At 57.2% G+C, this 17,838-nt stretch carries 18 protein-coding genes; 6 read left to right on the top strand and 12 right to left on the bottom strand.

Annotation, left to right across the window (positions count from 1 at the left end; translation table 11 throughout):
* Nucleotides 1-148: 148 nt before the first annotated feature.
* A complete protein-coding gene (locus FNT36_RS20210) occupies nucleotides 149-2,554 on the bottom strand; it encodes an NACHT domain-containing protein (RefSeq protein ID WP_144851449.1) in 2,406 nt (801 codons plus the stop codon).
* A gap of 220 nt (nucleotides 2,555-2,774) precedes the next feature.
* On the opposite strand from FNT36_RS20210, the gene FNT36_RS20205 reads away from it, so the two are divergent.
* Together FNT36_RS20205 and FNT36_RS20200 are read left to right on the top strand one after the other, a co-directional pair.
* A complete protein-coding gene (locus FNT36_RS20205; RefSeq protein ID WP_144851447.1) occupies nucleotides 2,775-3,710 on the top strand; it encodes a helix-turn-helix domain-containing protein in 936 nt (311 codons plus the stop codon).
* 249 nt (nucleotides 3,711-3,959) lie between these two features.
* Nucleotides 3,960-4,673, top strand: coding sequence for an SDR family oxidoreductase (locus tag FNT36_RS20200; protein WP_144851444.1), 714 nt, complete (start codon nucleotides 3,960-3,962; stop codon nucleotides 4,671-4,673).
* Between the two features lie 348 nt (nucleotides 4,674-5,021).
* Here FNT36_RS20200 and FNT36_RS20195 read toward each other — a convergent pair whose 3' ends face one another.
* From FNT36_RS20195 to FNT36_RS20160, 8 genes are all read right to left on the bottom strand, one after another.
* Nucleotides 5,022-5,744, bottom strand: a complete 723-nt coding sequence (locus tag FNT36_RS20195; RefSeq protein WP_144851442.1) for an NADPH-dependent F420 reductase — start codon at nucleotides 5,742-5,744, stop codon at nucleotides 5,022-5,024.
* A gap of 502 nt (nucleotides 5,745-6,246) precedes the next feature.
* A complete protein-coding gene (locus FNT36_RS20190; RefSeq protein WP_144851440.1) occupies nucleotides 6,247-6,561 on the bottom strand; it encodes a hypothetical protein in 315 nt (104 codons plus the stop codon).
* A gap of 411 nt (nucleotides 6,562-6,972) precedes the next feature.
* Nucleotides 6,973-7,515, bottom strand: coding sequence for a hypothetical protein (locus FNT36_RS20185; protein ID WP_144851438.1), 543 nt, complete (start codon nucleotides 7,513-7,515; stop codon nucleotides 6,973-6,975).
* Nucleotides 7,516-7,930: 415 nt separating this feature from the next.
* Nucleotides 7,931-8,464, bottom strand: coding sequence for an NUDIX hydrolase (locus FNT36_RS20180; protein WP_144851436.1), 534 nt, complete (start codon nucleotides 8,462-8,464; stop codon nucleotides 7,931-7,933).
* Nucleotides 8,465-8,664: 200 nt separating this feature from the next.
* Nucleotides 8,665-9,597 (bottom strand): aromatic alcohol reductase, encoded by a 933-nt coding sequence (locus tag FNT36_RS20175; protein ID WP_233636102.1) that lies wholly within the window; start codon nucleotides 9,595-9,597, stop codon nucleotides 8,665-8,667.
* Nucleotides 9,598-9,953: 356 nt separating this feature from the next.
* Nucleotides 9,954-10,232 carry a hypothetical protein gene (locus FNT36_RS20170; protein WP_144851434.1) on the bottom strand — a complete coding sequence of 93 codons (279 nt, stop codon included), beginning with the start codon at nucleotides 10,230-10,232 and terminating at the stop codon, nucleotides 9,954-9,956.
* 200 nt (nucleotides 10,233-10,432) lie between these two features.
* Complete coding sequence (locus tag FNT36_RS20165; RefSeq protein WP_144851432.1) at nucleotides 10,433-11,494, bottom strand: serine hydrolase domain-containing protein; 1,062 nt, start codon at nucleotides 11,492-11,494, stop codon at nucleotides 10,433-10,435.
* Nucleotides 11,491-12,093, bottom strand: coding sequence for a DUF1353 domain-containing protein (locus tag FNT36_RS20160; RefSeq protein WP_144851430.1), 603 nt, complete (start codon nucleotides 12,091-12,093; stop codon nucleotides 11,491-11,493). Before FNT36_RS20160 ends, FNT36_RS20165 begins: the two co-directional genes overlap by 4 nt.
* A gap of 130 nt (nucleotides 12,094-12,223) precedes the next feature.
* Between FNT36_RS20160 and FNT36_RS20155 the strand changes: the two genes are divergently transcribed.
* From FNT36_RS20155 to FNT36_RS20145, 3 genes are all read left to right on the top strand, one after another.
* Nucleotides 12,224-12,451: a hypothetical protein gene (locus FNT36_RS20155; RefSeq protein WP_144851428.1), complete on the top strand. Its 228-nt coding sequence runs from the start codon at nucleotides 12,224-12,226 to the stop codon at nucleotides 12,449-12,451.
* The gene (locus FNT36_RS20150; RefSeq protein ID WP_144851426.1) at nucleotides 12,438-12,920 is read left to right on the top strand and encodes a DUF2243 domain-containing protein; all 483 of its coding nucleotides are present in this window, start codon (nucleotides 12,438-12,440) and stop codon (nucleotides 12,918-12,920) included. The genes FNT36_RS20155 and FNT36_RS20150 overlap by 14 nt, the downstream gene beginning before the upstream one ends.
* An 87-nt stretch (nucleotides 12,921-13,007) precedes the next feature.
* A complete protein-coding gene (locus FNT36_RS20145; protein WP_144851424.1) occupies nucleotides 13,008-13,685 on the top strand; it encodes a hypothetical protein in 678 nt (225 codons plus the stop codon).
* 190 nt (nucleotides 13,686-13,875) lie between these two features.
* Here FNT36_RS20145 and FNT36_RS20140 read toward each other — a convergent pair whose 3' ends face one another.
* Together FNT36_RS20140 and FNT36_RS20135 are read right to left on the bottom strand one after the other, a co-directional pair.
* Nucleotides 13,876-14,799 (bottom strand): manganese catalase family protein, encoded by a 924-nt coding sequence (locus tag FNT36_RS20140; protein ID WP_144851422.1) that lies wholly within the window; start codon nucleotides 14,797-14,799, stop codon nucleotides 13,876-13,878.
* Nucleotides 14,800-15,163: 364 nt separating this feature from the next.
* A complete protein-coding gene (locus FNT36_RS20135; protein ID WP_144851420.1) occupies nucleotides 15,164-16,156 on the bottom strand; it encodes a glycoside hydrolase family 43 protein in 993 nt (330 codons plus the stop codon).
* A gap of 119 nt (nucleotides 16,157-16,275) precedes the next feature.
* On the opposite strand from FNT36_RS20135, the gene FNT36_RS20130 reads away from it, so the two are divergent.
* On the top strand, nucleotides 16,276-16,797 hold the full coding sequence (locus FNT36_RS20130) for a vitamin K epoxide reductase family protein (protein WP_144851418.1): 522 nt from the start codon (nucleotides 16,276-16,278) through the stop codon (nucleotides 16,795-16,797).
* A 157-nt stretch (nucleotides 16,798-16,954) separates the two neighbouring features.
* Here the strand turns inward: FNT36_RS20130 and FNT36_RS20125 are convergent, their stop codons facing one another.
* Nucleotides 16,955-17,836: a sterol desaturase family protein gene (locus tag FNT36_RS20125; RefSeq protein WP_144851416.1), complete on the bottom strand. Its 882-nt coding sequence runs from the start codon at nucleotides 17,834-17,836 to the stop codon at nucleotides 16,955-16,957.
* Between the last annotated feature and the right edge of the window lie 2 nt (nucleotides 17,837-17,838).

Genomic DNA, 17,838 nt, shown 5'->3' with positions numbered 1-17,838 from the left:
TTCTCGGTAGGTGCTTCGGGTTAGGAAGATTGTACGAGGCTACTAGCAAACGAGGTGCAGAATTGCAAAATCGGACTTTTTGACTGCAATAAGTACATTTCGCATATATAAATTATGCCAAAATGACTCATTCATTTTTTAAAAAGCCTTAAGACTTTACAGGAGGATTGATATGCTTAAATGCCGATTGTTGAAACTGCTGCTGGATATAATCTTTATACTTCAGTTGTTTTCTCTTTATCTTAAGATACAAATCATCATCCATTTGTTCTTTCATTTTCAGCACTCTAATGTCTACAAAAATAATTCTATTCCACCGAACGTTTAAATCCTTCTTTTCAAGGAATTTTTCTAAATACGTCACATCACCAGTACGTTCTGCTAACAAATGAGCTGCACAATATGATACCACATCGGAGTATTCTGAATCCTTTTTAAGAACAGTGTCTAAAAAGGCATCAATTAAGTCCTCTACAGCAATATGCTTAGTCGAAAATAATTTTTTGAATAAACCTCTGTAATTAAGAATGTAATCTATAGTAGTTAGTTTAGCCGTAAGCAATATATTACCTGAAGCTGTGTATTCCTTATAAAATTGCTCAAAGTTCCAGACTATTTTCTTTACTACTGCCCCTTTAGAAACTCTAGGTATCAAGTGAGACGCTTGCAGCGATTTAGCCATAACAAACAAATATTGATTTCTTTGCTCCATATCAAGAGGAACAATTGTGTCACATGCCTTTTTGATAAAGACATCTCGTGATGGCTGCCGCCCGCAATAAAACACAATAGTGTTTTCCCACCATTGACTACACAAGTTTTCCATCAATTCATTCTCTTCTGAATCATTGAACGCAGTACTTACAAAGTACTCTTGAAAACTTAAATGAGAAAACTTAAAACTATCTAATTCTTCTTCATAGCCAAAAATACCCGCACGACGTTTCAACGCATCTACAAACCCCAAAACATCAGCAAGTTCTTCGTAATCATATTCATCCTTTAATTTATAAAGAAACTCAATTAAAGAAGACTTATCTATAAGCTGCTCATTTTTTTCATGTAGATGCTTGGCTATCTTTCCAAGAATTTGCTTTGCTTCTTCATATTTATACTGCAAAGAAAGTCCTTTTGCCGTATCCCATCTATTAAGATAGTAGTCAGAAAACTTATTATAAATCTCAGTAATATTTGCAGGAAGCTCATCTAAATCTATTTCATCTTCACGATACAATATTGCCATAAGAGTTAAAGCCATAGGAGTCCGAGTTAAAGTATTTGATAACTGGTCATCCTTAATGGCTTTAACAAAAGCTTCTGCTTTTATTTTGCTATTTGGCATTAACTTCTTAACTAGCTTAAATGCTTGACCAACATCAAAAGGAAGCAATTCAACATTGCTAAAATTAGGAAGTAAATTCTCTTTTTTAATGAGTTCAATCTCTCTGCTTGAAATAAAAAACTGCACAGAGCCAGTAAAATTTTCAGGTTCTCCCACCTTATTCTTGTCAGCCTTATCATCACGATTAATAATATCATTTACTTTCCCAATAAGAATCTTTTTATTCTCATCTGTTATCTCATCTAATCCGTCAAGCAAAACAATTATTTTGGAGAAAAGACTGCGTTTGAACTCAACATCAGCCAACTTAAAAAATTGCTTCTTTACTTCGCCAAATATATCAAAGGAGGCAACATCATCTATTTCACCTATTTCAAAATAGAAAGCAACATCAGGCTTTTCTTTTTGGGCTGACATTGCGTGATAGCCAATCCTTTTCAAAAGCAGACTTTTACCTGAAGTGGGAATTCCTGAAACAAGGGTATGCTTGTTCGAATTAAGCATTTCTATTGCATCATCTAATTCTTCGTTTTTTCCAAAACCAGATTCAGGTTGTTCATAATTCACGTAAGCCTTTTTTGTTTTTTGATACTTATTGTATGTAGTTTTAGCTGAAACGTAAATCTCATTTATATCTTTTATCTCCAACCCATTATACAACTCTTTAGAATTCCTAAATTCTGACAGTGCTGCCAACTGGTTTTTTATAAATAAAGTTACAGCTACATCATTGATTCCCAAGAATTCATCTTTTGCATAATTTTCTATTTCTTCACCAAGTCGCTGATAATTCCATACCTGAATATTAGCTCGCATCCATCTTGGTAAAGTATCAGACATTATTTTAGCTTGTTCACTAATTGTCCCATTTGCGACAACTATAACTTGACTAATGTTGAATTCATCACTTAGTTCAGTATAAGGTATTTCAAATGCCTGATGAATTTGAGTAATAATTTCGCCACCAGTAGTAAAATCTTTTATTCCAATATTTTTATTCTTAACTACTACAGCAAACCACCTATCAATTCCATTTTTTTCATCTCTTTCCTTAAAAACCAAATCCTTCCCAAATTCATTTACTCCATGAGTAATCATAACATTAGAATAGCCTTTGTTTCTAAAAAGCTGTTGTAGATATGGAAATAGAGCTGGTTCTTTCGCATCTCGTTGAATTGACATAAGCTTTTCACGTACAGCTGAATTTTTCATTTTTACAGAATGCAAGTAAGATTTATTTGAAAGATGAATTGCCTAGGTCAATGTAATTAAATACGGTAAGAGCTCGTGGCTTGTATCGTATTTAAGGTAGAGTCTACACCTCTACTTGCTACGGCAAGCTACAGAAGCGCAGCTAATTCTCAACTACGATATAGACCTGTAAAATTAATCAGGGTGCCCACCTACCCGCCCGCTTCGTACTATTGCCCGCATGAAACCGAAGACCCTTGCCGCCTTTTACGACGCGTGTGCCCCAGGTCCTGAGTCCGCAGTTGGCGTGTTACCGCCGCCGGATATGGGGCAAGGCGTGGGGCATTTTAACGTGTTCCCGTTGGCGGACCTGCGCGGGGCGCCCCCGATGACGTTTACCCGGCGCGACTACCACAAAATCACGCTCTGCCGCGGGCGCAGCCAGGTGGAGTATGCCGACCAAGCCCCGCACGTCGGCACCACTACCTTGCTTCTGGTGTCGCCGCGCGTGCCCTACCGGTGGCTGCCGCTCACCGAAAACTTTGCGGGCTACAGCTGCCTCTTCGACGACGCCTTTCTGCTGCCCGCCCGAACGGGGGTAGTGCTGGCGGAGCTGCCGATTTTTCAGCCCGGCGCCTACCCCGTGTGGGAAGTAACCGAGGCCGACTGTGCGGCGCTCGAAGCTATTTTCCAGAAGATGATGCACGAGCTCCGGTCGGGCTACGCCTATAAGCACGACCTGCTGCGCACCTACCTCTGGGAGCTGATTCACCTGGTGCAGAAGCTGCAGCCGGCCCCTACCCCCCTAGCTACGCACAGCGCAGCCGAGCGGGTGGCTACCCAATTCACGGAGCTGCTGGAGCAGCAGTTTCCGCGCCAGAGCCCGCAGCCGCCGCTGCGCCTGCGCACCGCCACCGACTATGCCGACCAGTTGGCCGTGCACGTCAACCACCTCAACCGCGTGCTGAAAGAGACGACGGGCCACACCACTACCGCCCTCATCAGCCGCCGCCTGGCGCAGGAAGCCAAGCTCCTGCTGAAGCAAACCGCCTGGAGCATTTCGGAAATTGCCGATAGCCTGGGCTTTGCCGATGTGGCGCACTTCTGCACCTTTTTCAAGCGCCACGCGGGGCAGACGCCGGGTGATTTTCGGCATTTGGCGGTGTTTGGGGTTTGACTAGGACTTATTTAAAACGACGTTTGTCATTGCGAGCAACGCGAAGCAATCGCACCCGAACAGCCCGTTTTGATGCGATTGCTTCGCGTTGCTCGCAATGACAAACGTCTTCCGTGTGAGTTCTGATTAACATGTTTGAAATCTAAAACAGATGGGTTGACTGGCGAAGTTTACCCCTCTCCTGCCGCTCGGACCTTTGTGGGGTACTTACTCGCCTCCCTACCCTAGGAGGCCAAACCCACAGGCAACATGGCAAATAAGAAAATTGCGCTGGTAACCGGCGGCAACAAAGGTATTGGCTTCGAAATAGTGCGAGGGCTGCTGCAAGCGGGCTGCCGGGTATACCTAGGGGCCCGCGACGCTGCCAAGGGCCAGCAAGCCGTAGCTGAGCTAGCCGCCGAAGGCGACGTTCGATTCCTCGAAGTGGACCTAGGCAACCAAGCAACACTCGACGCAGCAGCGGCGCAGCTGCAACGCGAAGAAGGCCACCTCGACATCCTGGTAAATAATGCGGGCATCGATGTGCCCGGCGACGGCTCGCCTACCACCGCCAACGTGCGCAGCGTGGCGAAGGTGCTTCAAACTAATTTTGTGGACACGCTGGCCGTTACCCAAACGTTTTTGCCGCTGGTGAAGCAGGCCGCGGCGGGGCGCATCGTCAACGTGTCGAGTCCACTGGGCTCGCATACCCTCAGCGCCCAGAACGACTGGGGCCTGCTGGGGTACTCGGCCTCCAAGGCCGCGCTGAATATGCTCACTGTGCAACTCGCCTACGAGCTGCGCGATACGGCCATTAAGGTAAACTCGGCCGCGCCCGGCTACACGGCCACCGCCCTAAACGGCTTTGCGGGCACCGACACGCCCGCGCAGGGCGCGGCGGAGGCCATTCGGCTAGCGCTGCTGCCAGCCGATGGGCCTAGCGGCACGGCGTCCTCGGCTACCATGGGGGTTCTACCCTGGTAAACACGGGTCGGCTAGCAATAGTCGGCATTAAACACCCAAACCGACCCAAAACTGGCTCAAACTGGCGCGAGCTTGTAGCTCGTGCCTTTTTAAGTAGTGGAGGCTGCACCTCCACTGACGCGCAGCGGCAAGCTACGCTGAGCCGGACTTTTCAGCGGCCCTGACGCCGGGAGGCACAGCCTCCCAAGAAGAGCGGGCACGAGTTACGCTGCGCTAAACTCGCGCCAGTGCAAGCCAGTACAGGGCCAAGACTTTTTTAACAGCTCATTAGGTTTAACAAAAGAGCCCCGGCAACTGCCGGGGCTCTTTTGTTAGGTGCCAGTCAAGTACCAGCCTAGGCGGCGGGTCTTAGAGCTTCACGCCCTGTGCCTGCAAGTGCTTTTCCGATGCGGCTTGGTTGGCCAAGAATTCGGCGTGCTGCTCGGGTGTGCGCTGAGTGCCTAGGTCGGCGAGGTGCTTCCGCACTTCGTCGGCCGATAAATCGGTGCAGTACAGGGGCGAGCCCGGCTGCTGGCGCCACGACTCGTGCAGGCTGCCGCCATCCAAGGCGTCGAAGCCTAGCTCCTCCACCAGGGCCATTGCCTTCTGCTTGGCAGCGGCATCATCGCCGGCTACCAATAGCGCGATGCGGCCGGGCGTGCCGGCAGGCTTGCCGTTGTTTTCGAGGTTGGCGGCGAAGATGTTGTTGAACACCTTCAGCACTGGGCGGCCTAGGTGCTGCTGCACCCATTCGCTTTCGGTGAGGTCGCCGGTTTCTAGCTCGGGCAGCTGGCCATCGCGCAGCAAGGGGTAGTAGTTGCTAGTGTCGATAACCGGCACTTCGGCGGGCACGCCCGCAAACAGGTCCTTGGGCAGGTCGGGAATGCTTTTGAGCGGGATGGTTACGACAATGAGGTCGGCGTCGCGGACGGCTTCTTTGGCCGTTACGGGAGTAGCGCCGGTTTTTTGGGCCAGGTCCGTCAGGGTTTCGGGGCCGCGGGAGTTCGCAATGGCTACCGAGTGGCCGAGGCTGGTGAGCCGAACGGCGAGCGCGCTGCCGATGTGGCCAGCGCCAATAATTCCAATGTTCATAGGGAGATGAGTGAGCAGGGTTTTGGGAGCCGCTTTGCTATAAAAGCGACTCGTGCTAAGACTACCCGCCCAGCCGAATTGTTTTACCTGTGCCACCTGCCCTAGGGCGAGGTTTTGGCGCCTGCTTTTCCCAAAATGTAAGTTACCTCTCCCCTGCCACGCGGTAGTGGTCTGCCCCACAGGCAGCAACCTCTTAACTGATGCGAGCTTATAGTTTGGGCGCTTTCTTTTTCGCTGAAGGTTGCACCTCTACTGACGCATGGCGGCGTGCTACGCTAAGTCAGGCTTTTTAGCGGCCCTAACGCCGGGAGGCACAGCCTCCCAAAAAGAGCGGGCACGAGTTACGCTGCGCTAAACTCGCGCCGGAGCGGGCCGGAGCGGCCAGTGGAAGTAAGTAAAAAACTATAATCGCGAGTGGCCTTAGCCGCTTGGCTAAAGCGAAAGCAGGAACCCCGGGTAGGGGCTCCTGCTTGTGAAAATGGGCTAGTGGGCAGCGAAGCAGCTATTTCTTGCCGCTTTGCTTTGAGGCATCAGAGTTAAAATCCATCTTGCCCATCTTCCGCAGCCGCTTTTTGTCTTGGCGGCTCATGCCGGGCACTTTTTCGTCGTGGCGCGCGGCGCGGGGGCTACCAGCGTCGCGTGTGGCGGGGGGAACAACGGGCTGGGCACCCGGTACTGTGCCAGGCGTGATGGGAGCGCCAGTGGCCGGCACTACCGCCCCGGCGGGGGCTACCGCGCCTGACGGCAGTACGGTTTGGGCCTGGGCGGAGGCGGCGCCCAACAGGCCAGCCGCGGCAAATGCAAGTAGAAGCTTCATAAAAGTGAAAAGGCGAGGTGAAAGTAGCTGCTACGCAGGGAACCGGGTTTCGGATGCCCTCGACTGGCCCGGCCGAAGCTAGCGCGGCCCTCCCCTTCGCGCCGAACGGCTTTAGCTGGCTCTTGCGCCTCTATTGCTCAGGGGTCAGGGTTTAGTCGTTGCGCGGCGTAGAAACGCCACAGGTCGCATCTTGGCCTTGCTAAGCCTACGTACCCTGGCGCCAGGCGCAAGGCATAGCCTCTTTACCTCCTGTGTGGTAGCGCCGCAACTGCCCTAGGTTCTTGAAAAGGCTTCCGCCTTGCTAAAGCGTGCCGCCGCAGCGCAACTGCACCGCTACGCCGCCCCGACGAGGCGATGGAGCTGCCGCAGTAAGGGCAGCGTGACGCGCAGCTTGAAAGTTGCGCCAGGCCCCTAGGCCTGGGCCGCCCGGCTGGCGCGGCGAAACAGCCATCCCGACACAGCCCAGATACCGGCGAAGATGGTATTCAGGGCAATTATATACAGCATTCCTCGGTCAATCTCGGGCCTCCAGATGAACGCGGCTACAAAGGGGACCGCCACTTGCGTGAGCGCGGCCGCAAACATGGCGCGCGCCATGCCCAGCGCCCGGAACCGCGCCACCAGCGCCCCCACCGCGGCTACCGTCAGCACCGCCCCATAAAGCAGGTTGGCGGGGTTGTCCTCATTCCCGATAAAGCCCACGGCCAGGTTGCCCCAGATGAGTAGCAGCCCGGCTGCCGCGGCCACGCCCGCGCCCAGGCGGTAGGCGCCGTTGTTGCCCATGCGCGACACCAGCACATACGCGAGGCCCGCACCATACAGCAGCACGCCCATCACGATAAAATCAAACAAGCTCCAATTTACTTCTTTCGTAAACTGCATCGCTACCAGCGGGATAAGCAGCAAGCCGGCCGTAGCCAGCGCCAAACGAGTGAGGCTTTTAGTGAGAGTCATGGCAGTAAGGCTTTAGGTGAGAGGATGAGAAAACACGCAAAATCTGCTGATGCCAGCGGTGGCAAACGGAAGTGCTACGGCCCGCTGCTAGTAGGCAAGGCGGCGGTGGCTTCCCTCCTGCCCTAGGTGGCACAGGCGACGACAATGCAAAGCAAGCGAAAGAACTTTGCATTTCAAAGCATGATTCACAAAAGCTATAAATTCCACTTAACTTATCGCTGTTTTGATGACGCTACGCTTGTATTTGAGGCAAGAAAAATCTTTTACAACCGCCTGTCATGCTGAGCTTGCGAAGCATCTTCTCACGGTTGAGGCAGTAACCTAGCGTGAAAAGATGCTTCGCAAGCTCAGCATGACAGGCGGTTGTTTGTTTGCCTATTTGTTTGTTAGGAAAGCGTTTGAGCTGATTTACAGCTCATAGCTCCCACTCGCCGGCTAGCAGGCGCGGCAGTAGCGCGTGCACAATGCGGTAGGTGGCACCCCAGAGGTAGTGCGGCCCCACCCGCCAAAAGTCTATCGGCGTGGGCGCGGGCCAGCCGGGCAGCTGCCAATTTTCGCGGCCGGTGTGGGCGGGGTCGGCTAGGTAGCGCACGGGCACGGGCAGCACCTCGGCCACTTCGGTGGGCTGGAAGTGCCAAATGGGCGGCGGAGTGATGCGGCCTAAAAACGGCGCGATGTGAAAGGCGCTGGTGAGCGTTTGGACGGGCGGCAGCGCGGCCAGCACCTTGACGGCTGCCCTAGGTAGGCCAATTTCTTCTTCAGTTTCGCGCAGGGCGGTGGCTTGCAGCGAGGCATCGGCGGACTCACGCTTGCCGCCCGGGAAGGCCAGCTGCCCGCCGTGCACACCGTAGTTGGTGCGGCGTATCAGCACGAGGGTGAGTTCGCCGGCCGCATCGCGGAATATGGGCACCAGCACCGCCGACTCACGCAGCAGGGGGAGGTCATTCATGGGTAAAGCTGCCCAGGCACAGGCCCGTGGCGCATAGGATAGAGCATAATCAACTAAGCCTCAACGTCTGTCATACTGAACCTATGAATCATCCTATCACGCTAGGTTATCCTAGCCGTGAGAAGATGCTTCGCAGGCTCAGCATGACAGACGTAGGGGAATGCGACTTTGACCAACAATATTCTAACTACACTGCGCTCTTACCGCGCCGCCAGCACTTCGCGCACCTTGGTCCATTGGATGTCAGGGTAGCGGTCGTTGTCAAGGGTTTCGAGCTTGGGAAGGCCGGTGAACATGTTGTGCAGGTACTGCATGCCCTGCCAGGGCGGAAACACCTCCTTGGGGGCGGGCACGAGGCGGCGCGTGATTTTAATCATCAGCTTGAGCACCCACAGGCCGCCGGCGCGCAGGCGCCGAAAGGGTTGGCCGGTGGCGGCGCTAGCGGCGGCCTGCAAGTCGCGGACGGTGGCCACCTCGCCAGCCACGCGCAGGTAGCGCGGCGTGGTGGGGTCTAGGGCCGCGGCGGCGGTGTACTCGGCCGTGTTGGCAATGGTGGTGAAGTCGAGCGGCTGGTCGGCCGAGCCCCAGTACAGTATGCGCCGGAGCTTGAACAGCACCACCGGCGCCTGCCCGGTGAGCAGGTCCATAAACATGCCATTGAGGATGGACGTGGCCTGAATGGGCATGCGGTCGAGGTGGCGGCCAAACTCGCGGCGCAGGTCGAGGTTGCGGTTGCTGCCGGCGAGCAGCTTAGTGAAGTCGATAGCGAAATCGGACGGGATGAAGCGCGGCACGCCAGCCGCCACGGCCGCATCGAGCAGGTGGGTTTGGGCATCCACGATGACATTGCGCAAGCCCGAGAGGGCCGACACCACGCAGGCCGCGCCTGCACAGGCGCGGGTGAGGGCAGCCGGGTCGTTGAAGTTGACTTCTACTATCTCAGTGCCTTGCTCGCGCAAGGACGCGACTTCGGGCTTGGTATTGCCGGGGCGCACGAGGGCGCGCACCTGGGCACCGCGGTCGAGCAAGGCTAGCGCAATGCGGTGGCCTAAGTCGCCGGTGGTGCCGGCCAGCACGATAAGCGTAGGGTCGGCCGCCGAGCGGCCAATAGGAGAAGTGGGAGTGTCGGCCAAAATCCAAACGGTAGCTACTGGAAGAGAAGGCTTAGCTTGTGCGCCTTGCAGCGCGCCAGCCTGCTACCAGTACGTGCAGCCTGCGAACCAGTTGGCGAGGCTTGTCATGCTTATTTCTTGCTTATCACACTTACTGCGTCATGCAGCGCGCAGCGAAGCACAACGCGTGCTGACGTTTGCGAACGTTAATGATTACTGCGCCGCGCGAGATGCTTCGCTGCGCGCTGCATAACGGAATATGTATCTTTCAACAATCTGGCGCGTTACGCCAGCGCTCTCTAGGGTGGCACCAATAGTCAAAAACCCCTGCTGGTGAGAGCAGAGGCTTTTAAGCTATTGGTACCAGCGAGGGGCGATTACATTTTGGTTTTGGTTTTCATCGAGCCGTCGCCGCTCTTCATTTTGCCGCTTTTGCGCATCATTTTTTTGTCGCTGCGGTCTTTAGACATCTTGTCCATGCGGCCGTTGTTCATGCGGTCGCTGCTTGGGGTTTGGTCAGTGGTGGTGCCAGCACTGGGCATATTGGATGGGTTACCGGTTTGGGCGCCGGGCGAGGTGCCGGGGGCTACAGTTTGGGCAGTGGCGGCGCCGGTGGCAAGGGCAAATGCGAGGGCGAGCAGGGCAGTGGCTTTCATGGGGAGGAGAACTAGTGGGTGAGAAAGGGGCGGCGGCCGAGCCACCGTACCGAGCTATACGTAGTACGGTGCCAAGCGTTTACGCCGACCTAGGTGGGCGCTCAGCTACGTGGCAGCAGGCTGCGTTTGCAGCTCGCCTGACCCTTATTCTACCACAACAATCCCCAAAAGTTGCACCTAGGTGCCGGGTGCTTGCGCGCTTATTCGGCCGCCAGCCAAGCGGTGGTCCAGTACTGGCCAGGGCCAAAAAACAGCCGCAGCACCTCGTCGGTGAGCTTGTTGCCGTTGGCGCCGTTGGTCAGGAAGACGAGGCTTTCCTGGCGGCCGGGCAGCGCCAGGAAGAAGCCCCGGAAGTCGCCGTTGTCGCCCCAGTGCCAGAGGGCCAGGCCCTGGCTGGTGGTGACAAGGCCCAGCCCACAGGCCCAGGCAATGGCCGGGTCGGCGGCGCTGGCGGGCGTGCCGCAGCGGCCGGCGGCATTGGCGGGGGTAATGAGTAGGCGGGCGGTGGCGGGCTTCAGGCCCCGGCCCGCCACGAGGGCTTGCAGGAAAAGGCCGTAGTCGGTGGCCGTAGTCAGCAGCGAGTAGGCGCCGTAGGGGGCGGCAAACTTCCTTACTTCCGTAGGCTTACCCTTGTCATCGTGGCCGCTGGCAGCTACGGCAGCAAAGCGCGCTTGCCACACAAAGCTGCTATTTTTCAACCCTAGGGGGCGAAAAACCTCTTCTTGAGCCAGAACCTCCCACGACTTGCCGGTGAGGTGTTCTAGTGTTTTTTGCAGCCACACGTAGCCTTCGCCCGAGTAGTTCCAGCAGCTATCGGGCGCGTACTTGAGGCGCAGCGCCGAGGTGGCCCAGGTCGGCCTTAGGGGGTTATCGGCCCAGTTGGGTAGGCCGGTGGTGTGGGTCAGCACCCGGCGGGCCGTGACGCGGGCGGCACGCGGGTCGGGCTGCAGCCTAGGGTATGGGGCGTAGGCTAGCAGCGACTTATCGAGGTCGAGCACGCCGCGGTCGTGCAGGCGCAGGGCCACATAGGCCAGCACCACCTTGCCCAACGAAGCCGCCTGGAAGATGCTGTTGGTCGCTACAGCTTGGGTGGTGCCGGCCTGGCGTAGCCCTAGGTGATACATTTTAGTGGCCTTGCCCTTAGTGTAGCTGAGCTGCAGGCCCGGCACGTTCTCCTTTTGGAGCAGGGCGGTGAGCTCGGCTTGCTGCGCCCAGGCGGCAGGGCCGCCGAGCAGCAGGAGCAGCATAACGAGTACTTTCATATGGGGCGGGAAGCGTAAATGTCGATGGCTTCGAGGGAGGCCCCGTCGCCGTGGGTGGCCAGGTAGGCTTGGGCGCGGCGCAGGTAGCGCAGCTGAGCTTCGTAGCTCACAAAAGGGCTAAACAGTGGCGTGGGCTCCCCTACCCTGGCCACGGCGCTGAACGCCAGTTGCTCGGCTACTACTGGCTCGGGCTGCGGCGCGGGCTGGGGCCACCTAGGGCCGAAGTTGCGCACGGCCAAGTACATGAGTTTGGCGCGGCCGCGGCGGGTGCCGCCCGCCAGGCAGGCCAGGTAAAACATGTAGTGCGTGTCGCGCCAGGGCCGGGTGCGGGTATCGCAGGCCACGTCGTGCACAATGGAGCCGTACACATAGTCGCCGGTGAAGGGTGAGCCCACTAGCGTCCACAGCACCCTAGGGATGCTGGCCCCATCGACCAGGCTGCCGCTGGGGGCCTCCCACACGGTGCCATTGGCCGCCTCGGTGAAGGTAAAATCGTCGATGACCCGCACCTTGCGATTAGGCGCGTTGGGCGTGTCGATAAAGTCAATCTTGGGCGTATCAGAAAAAACGCCAGCCGTGGGGTCTGCGGTGATAGGCATTGGGTGGGAGGAGAAAGCAACCTTAACGGCGGAGCTAGGGCGCGTTGGGTCGTCCAAAATAGAGGTAAAAAACTAGCCGTGAGCCCTTCGAGTGCGTACTTCTAGCCTAGGTCCTTACCTGTTAGCTAGTATGCAAAAAATTTTTCTTACCCTGCTGTGCAGCTTATCGTTGGCGCCGGCTTCTTGGGCCTGCCCGTGGTGCCGGCCGCGGGTGCAGGCCGGCATTTACACACCTGCCTACACCACCAATGTGCTGTTGGTGCTCTTGCCGATAGCCGTACTGCTCGCCCTCGGGGTAGCCCTGTTTTATTGGGATAAACTACAGCCTTATTTCCGCGCTAGCTATGGCAACCTCTAACGCGCTGGCGCTGCGGCGCACGCCTCTGGTAGCGGCCGGCATCTTGCTAGGGGCTGGCCTAGGCGGCTTTGTCGATGGCATTGTGCTGCACCAGATATTGCAGTGGCACAACATGCTGTCGGGCCAGCTGCCGCCCGATACGCTGGTGCGGGCCAAGGTCAATATGTATTGGGATGGCCTGTTTCACGCGGCGGTGTGGGTGCTCACGGCGGTGGGGCTGGCCATGCTGTGGAGCGCCACCGGCCGCCCCGATGTGCCACACTCGGGCCGCACGCTCCTAGGTGGCCTGTTGCTGGGCTGGGGCTTGTTCAATGTGGTAGAAGGCATCATCGACCATGAGGTACTCGGGCTGCACCACGTGTACGAGTACACGCCCAACCACTTGCCCGCCGACCTTAGCTTTCTGGCCCTAGGGCTGGTGCTGCTGCTAGCTGGCTGGGCGCTGGTGCGGGCCGGGCGGCCGCGGTAAAGGCTTGGTAGAGCTGTAGGTTTCGGTTATAGGTCCAGGTTATCCGTACACGGACCTAGGCGCTTTATTCCGGCGCTTCCTTTTCCGATGTCAACTTTCACCGTCGAACGGCTCTCTTTCCAGCACCTTTCTGAGCTGCCCAATGCCTGGCAGCCAGCCGACTATTTGGCCCTGCTCACTAAGGTCGACTACGAGAACCCCGAGGCCATTGCCCCGGCCGAACTCAAGGAAATGACCCAGCTTGCCCTCACCGACCTAGAGCCCGCCGAGGCCGCCGAAGTCGTGCTCGGCCACCTCGTAAACGACGAGCTCACGGCCGGCCAGCTCGACCAGCTTGCCCACCAAATGCAGACCGAAAAGCTGTGGGAAGAGAACCCCAACTTTGCTTTGCACCAGCGTTTCTTCAACGCCACACAGCTGCTCTACGACGCCTACAACGGCAAATTTCCGCATCCACAGGCAGTCGAGTTTAAAGTAAAAATCACCGCCGCCAACCCCGAAGACCTAGCGCTACTCGACCAAGAGCCGGCCACTGCGCTGCTGCGCCTGCTTGCCCCCGGCCTCAGCGACCGCGCCCTGTTGCACCGCTTGTTTAGCGACCAGCTAGCGGGCGGCGAGTTTCCCGAGGCCAGCGCCATTTTGTGGCAGCTCACGCCCAGTGAGAAAACCGATACCAGCGTAGTCTACGACATCATCAGCTCCGATTATTGGCTCGAAGAATTCAAGTTCGCCGACACCTACGAGGCCACGCTGCCGGCTGAGTAATTGCAGCTAGTGCGTGGACCCTACCCCCGGCCCCTCCCCTCCGGGAGAGGGGTGCCTGACGACTCTAGCGTTAGAGAACGAAAGGCTCCCCTCTCCCGGAGGGGAGGGGCTGGGGGTGGGGTCTCACGCAAAAAAAGTCGTCCCTATAACAGGAACGACTTTTTTGTGTACTTAAAAGCTACCCTAGGGCCTAACCGTGGCGTTGCTTCCACTCATCAGCGATGCCGAGCTTCTTAGCAATGTCCTTGAACATTTCGGGGTCGAAGTCATCTTCGCCGGGCGCGCTGAGCTGGGGCTCTTCTTCGAGCACGGGGTACGGCACGCCTTTGATGGCGCCTTCTTTTACTACTAGCTGCGAGCCATCTTCGGGGTGCTCCCCGTTCCAGATGAGGCCGGCCTCTTTGTAGGCATTGGGCGAGAAGGTATAGAGCTCGCGGTGCAGGCCATGCTCCATGAACTTGACAGCCTCCGGAAACTTGGCATTGGAGAGCGGCGGCACGGGCATGATTTTCTTCACATCAACCCCCGTAATCACCTCTAGGGCTTTGGCGTAGGCATATACGTGCAGGCCACCACGCACCAACAGGTAGCCAATCATGGTGCGGGCGCAGGGGTCGGTTACGGTTTCGTAAGCCCGGATTTTATTGGCCCGCGCGCCGCATTCGAGGAAAAAGTTGTGCAATAGGTCGAGGCGCAGGGTACCCGTGCTGTTCACATACTGGCCGGTCCAGGGGTTGCCCATCGAGTCGAAGGGCAGCGCGGCCTGGCCGCTGGCCAGGAAGTGGTAGGAGTTGCGGGCATCGGCCGCACCAGCCAGCGGACCGGGCACCGGGTCTTTGCCGCGCTCGGTCACGCCGGTTAGCAGCAGGTTGATGGCGTAGCTCACTGCCTCGATGTGCGAATACTCTTCGGCCGCAATGGCCGACGTAAGCGCGTAAAACGGGCGAAGGCGGTCGCGGCCCCGGAAGTTGAACGACTGGAACGTGTAGTTCATCAGCGTGCTCATCTCCCCAAATTTTCCCCCTAGCAACTCCTGAATAGCAGCAGCATCATTGGCAGACGGGTTTTTCGGCTTTGGCAGGTCAAGTGCCAGTTCGTCGAGGCGAAGTATCATGCGAAACAGGGTATGAAGGTGAGAAATGGGCAGGCACTACACAGCGCCACCATTTATTGTTACGCAGATACTTCCGATGCGAACGTGCATTTTTTGGTTACTCAACCGTAATTACCCGTTGACTATCTAGCACTTACAGTCAAGCTTATTTTTGTTTTGCCACTAGCGTAGTGTCTGGGATTTCTTCTACAGCAAGCGCTTAGCTTCACCGCCCTAGGTGGCTCGCCAGCAGCCAGCTCAGCTACAATAACCCCCTATTATTATTCGGTTAAACCTAAATTCAGGGCGTTTTTGGTACCTAGGCATAAAAAAGCCCCGCCCTTTATGAGGGCGAGGCTGTACATATGTAGCTCTTTAAAAGGCGTTAGCGCTTCAGGGGCTGCGCCGTTACACCTTCGGTAGTCAGTATTACGGGCTGAATCATACCCTTCGCATCGAAGTGCATCTCTTCAAGGCACACCACACGGTGGTTACCGTTTTTGTCACCTAGGGGGTGGCGGTGATAGGCGATGTACCACTTGTCGGTGCCGGGTACGTTGATAACGGCGTGGTGGCCGGCGCCGGTGCCCACCTTGGGGTCCTGGGCCAGAATCTTGCCTACCCGCTCAAATGGGCCGAAGGGCGAGTCGCCCACGGCGTAGGCCACCGAGTAGTCGGGGCCGGTCCAGCCACCCTCGCTCCACATGAAGTAATACTTGCCGTTGCGGCGGAACATGATGGGGCCTTCCACATAGCCCTTGGGCGTAATCTCCTTGAACACCTTGCCATCGGCCATCGGCAGGAAGCCCGTGAAGTCGGGCTTGAGCTTGGCGATGTTGCAGTGCTGCCAGCCGCCGTACACGAGGTAGTACTGTCCGTCTTTGTCTTGAAACACAAACTGGTCGATGGGCTGGGCGCCGTTTTCGATGGTGCCTACCAGCGGCTTGCCTAGGTAGTCTTTGAAGGGCCCGGCGGGGTTATCGGCCACGGCCACCCCAATGCCTCCTGGGGGCTCGTTGGGTTTTTCGGGGTGGTAGTCGTTGGCCCCGAAGAAGAGGTAATACTTGCCACCTTTGGCCACGATGGCGGGCGCCCACATGGCGCGGTGCGCCCATTTCACGCTAGCCGTATCGAGCACGCGCGGGTGCTTGGTCCAGTGCACCAGGTCGGGCGAGGAAAAGGCGTCGAGGAACACCTGCTGCTCGTAGGGCGCCGAGTAGGTGGGGTACAGCCAGTACTGCTTGTTGAAAATGGCCGCGTCGGGGTCGGCGTACCACCCCGGGAAGATGGGGTTGCCGCTGGTGCGCGGCTTGGTAGGTTGGGCGTGGCTAACGAGGCCAGTGGCCAGCAGCCCGGCCGCTAGGAGCATTGCTTTCATGGCCGCAAGGTACTGGCGCGACGCTAATTGAAAAGCTCGACAGGTAGCAATAGCTGCCCGCGCGCTACAACCCGCCTAGGTAAGGCGGCGTACCACCAGCATCCTTTTTCACACGCCCTATGTCCACTCTTGCCCCCGCCGAACTCTCGCGCCAGCTGCGCCTCGGCCACAGCCCCGACCTTAACCGCCGTCGCTGGATTATCGGCCTCTCGCTCGTAACAGTGGCGGCCGGCCAAATAGTAACGCTCTACCAAACCGGCGTCATCTCGCACCTACCCGACCCGCCCCTTGCCGTCTTCGACTCCGACAAAGTCGATGCCTCCGACTACGGCTACAAGCGCCTGCAAATGCCCGACGCCCCCGCCATGATAGTGACCGGCGGCATCACGACCATCCTGGCCTCGGCCGGCGGCCAAGAGCGCGCCACTACCCTCCCCTGGCTGCCCGTAGCGCTGCTTGGCAAAACGCTTATCGACTTAGTTACCAACGTGCAGCTAGGCCGCGAAGAGTGGCAGGAAAACAAGAAACTGTGCTTCTACTGCCAAGCCTCGACCGTTGCCGCCACAGCCGCCGCCGTGCTGGCCGTGCCCGAGGCGATAAAGGCGTTTAAGACGCTTTTTGGCAAGAAGAAAGCTGCTTAGGGGGCTTAGCTCATTAACTAGATTACCCCACCCCCGGCCCCTCCCCTCCGGGAGAGGGGAGCCTTTCGTTCTCTAACGCTAGAGTCGTCAGGCACCCCTCTCCCGGAGGGGAGGGGCCGGGGGTGGGGTCTCTCGTAAGAAGCGCCTGACGTAGCCCCTACTCCGCCAACTCACCTAGGGGCAGCGACGCCGAGTGCGGCGCGGGCACCGAGCCATCGGGCCGTGCCCAAGGGCACAACGGCTCTAGAGGTAATGTGAGCAAACGCCCCACTGTCTGGCCGGCGGGGTCGGGATAGGCAGGCACGCCAATGGTGATGCTTTGCTGCGGCACATCGAAGCGCCGGGTACGGTGCAGCGCATCCCACAGCATAAGCACGACGCCGAAGTTGCTATCCGTTTCGCGCTGCACCACCGAGTGGTGAATGCCGTGCAAGCGCGGCGTCATCAGCCACGGTGCCAGCCAGCGTTCTAGGGCGATAGGCAGGCGCCAATTGGCGTGCTGGAAGGCTGTGAATGCCTCGAACACCGCCTCGTACCCTAGAGCTGTGGCTGGACGCACGCCCAGCAAGGCGGGTAGCCCCGCCCGGTATGGAATGCTGGCCAGCATCTCGCCAAAGTGGAAGCGCCACGCCGTCGTCAGGTCCATGTCGAGGTCGCTGTGGTGCACTCGGTGCAGCCGCCAAAGCGCGGGAGAATGCAGTAGCCGGTGCCAGGTATAAGCCAAATAATCAAGCAACAGTACTTCTAACACTAGGCGCGGTGCTTGGGGCAAACGGGCAGCCAGCTCTGCCATGCGCCTAGGTGCCGCCAGCCGCGCCAGGCCCACCATAGCAGGCAGCAAGGTTAGACGCATGGCGGGCAGTGAAGGCCCGGCCAGCAGCACATTGCGCCGCCAGCGCTCGGGGCGCGGGCGGGTGCGGCGGCGCAGCGGGCGCGTGGTTTCTAGCAGCAGCATGCCCACACCTAGCGCAGCCAGCGCCGGACCCGCCCAGCGGTCGAAGCGCTTCAGTAACGGGTGATTAACAGGGAAAATATTCACGG

The organism is Hymenobacter setariae (assembly GCF_007713685.1).
GTDB classification, from domain to species: domain Bacteria; phylum Bacteroidota; class Bacteroidia; order Cytophagales; family Hymenobacteraceae; genus Hymenobacter; species Hymenobacter setariae.
This window is presented reverse-complemented; position numbering and strand designations above follow the sequence as displayed.

Coding starts and splice junctions, on each gene's coding strand:
- FNT36_RS20210 (WP_144851449.1), bottom strand. CDS start 2,554: ATGAAAAATTCAGCTGTACGTGAAAAGCTTATGTCAATTCAACGAGAT.
- FNT36_RS20205 (WP_144851447.1), top strand. CDS start 2,775: ATGAAACCGAAGACCCTTGCCGCCTTTTACGACGCGTGTGCCCCAGGT.
- FNT36_RS20200 (WP_144851444.1), top strand. CDS start 3,960: ATGGCAAATAAGAAAATTGCGCTGGTAACCGGCGGCAACAAAGGTATT.
- FNT36_RS20195 (WP_144851442.1), bottom strand. CDS start 5,744: ATGAACATTGGAATTATTGGCGCTGGCCACATCGGCAGCGCGCTCGCC.
- FNT36_RS20190 (WP_144851440.1), bottom strand. CDS start 6,561: ATGAAGCTTCTACTTGCATTTGCCGCGGCTGGCCTGTTGGGCGCCGCC.
- FNT36_RS20185 (WP_144851438.1), bottom strand. CDS start 7,515: ATGACTCTCACTAAAAGCCTCACTCGTTTGGCGCTGGCTACGGCCGGC.
- FNT36_RS20180 (WP_144851436.1), bottom strand. CDS start 8,464: ATGAATGACCTCCCCCTGCTGCGTGAGTCGGCGGTGCTGGTGCCCATA.
- FNT36_RS20170 (WP_144851434.1), bottom strand. CDS start 10,232: ATGAAAGCCACTGCCCTGCTCGCCCTCGCATTTGCCCTTGCCACCGGC.
- FNT36_RS20165 (WP_144851432.1), bottom strand. CDS start 11,494: ATGAAAGTACTCGTTATGCTGCTCCTGCTGCTCGGCGGCCCTGCCGCC.
- FNT36_RS20160 (WP_144851430.1), bottom strand. CDS start 12,093: ATGCCTATCACCGCAGACCCCACGGCTGGCGTTTTTTCTGATACGCCC.
- FNT36_RS20155 (WP_144851428.1), top strand. CDS start 12,224: ATGCAAAAAATTTTTCTTACCCTGCTGTGCAGCTTATCGTTGGCGCCG.
- FNT36_RS20150 (WP_144851426.1), top strand. CDS start 12,438: ATGGCAACCTCTAACGCGCTGGCGCTGCGGCGCACGCCTCTGGTAGCG.
- FNT36_RS20145 (WP_144851424.1), top strand. CDS start 13,008: ATGTCAACTTTCACCGTCGAACGGCTCTCTTTCCAGCACCTTTCTGAG.
- FNT36_RS20140 (WP_144851422.1), bottom strand. CDS start 14,799: ATGATACTTCGCCTCGACGAACTGGCACTTGACCTGCCAAAGCCGAAA.
- FNT36_RS20135 (WP_144851420.1), bottom strand. CDS start 16,156: ATGAAAGCAATGCTCCTAGCGGCCGGGCTGCTGGCCACTGGCCTCGTT.
- FNT36_RS20130 (WP_144851418.1), top strand. CDS start 16,276: ATGTCCACTCTTGCCCCCGCCGAACTCTCGCGCCAGCTGCGCCTCGGC.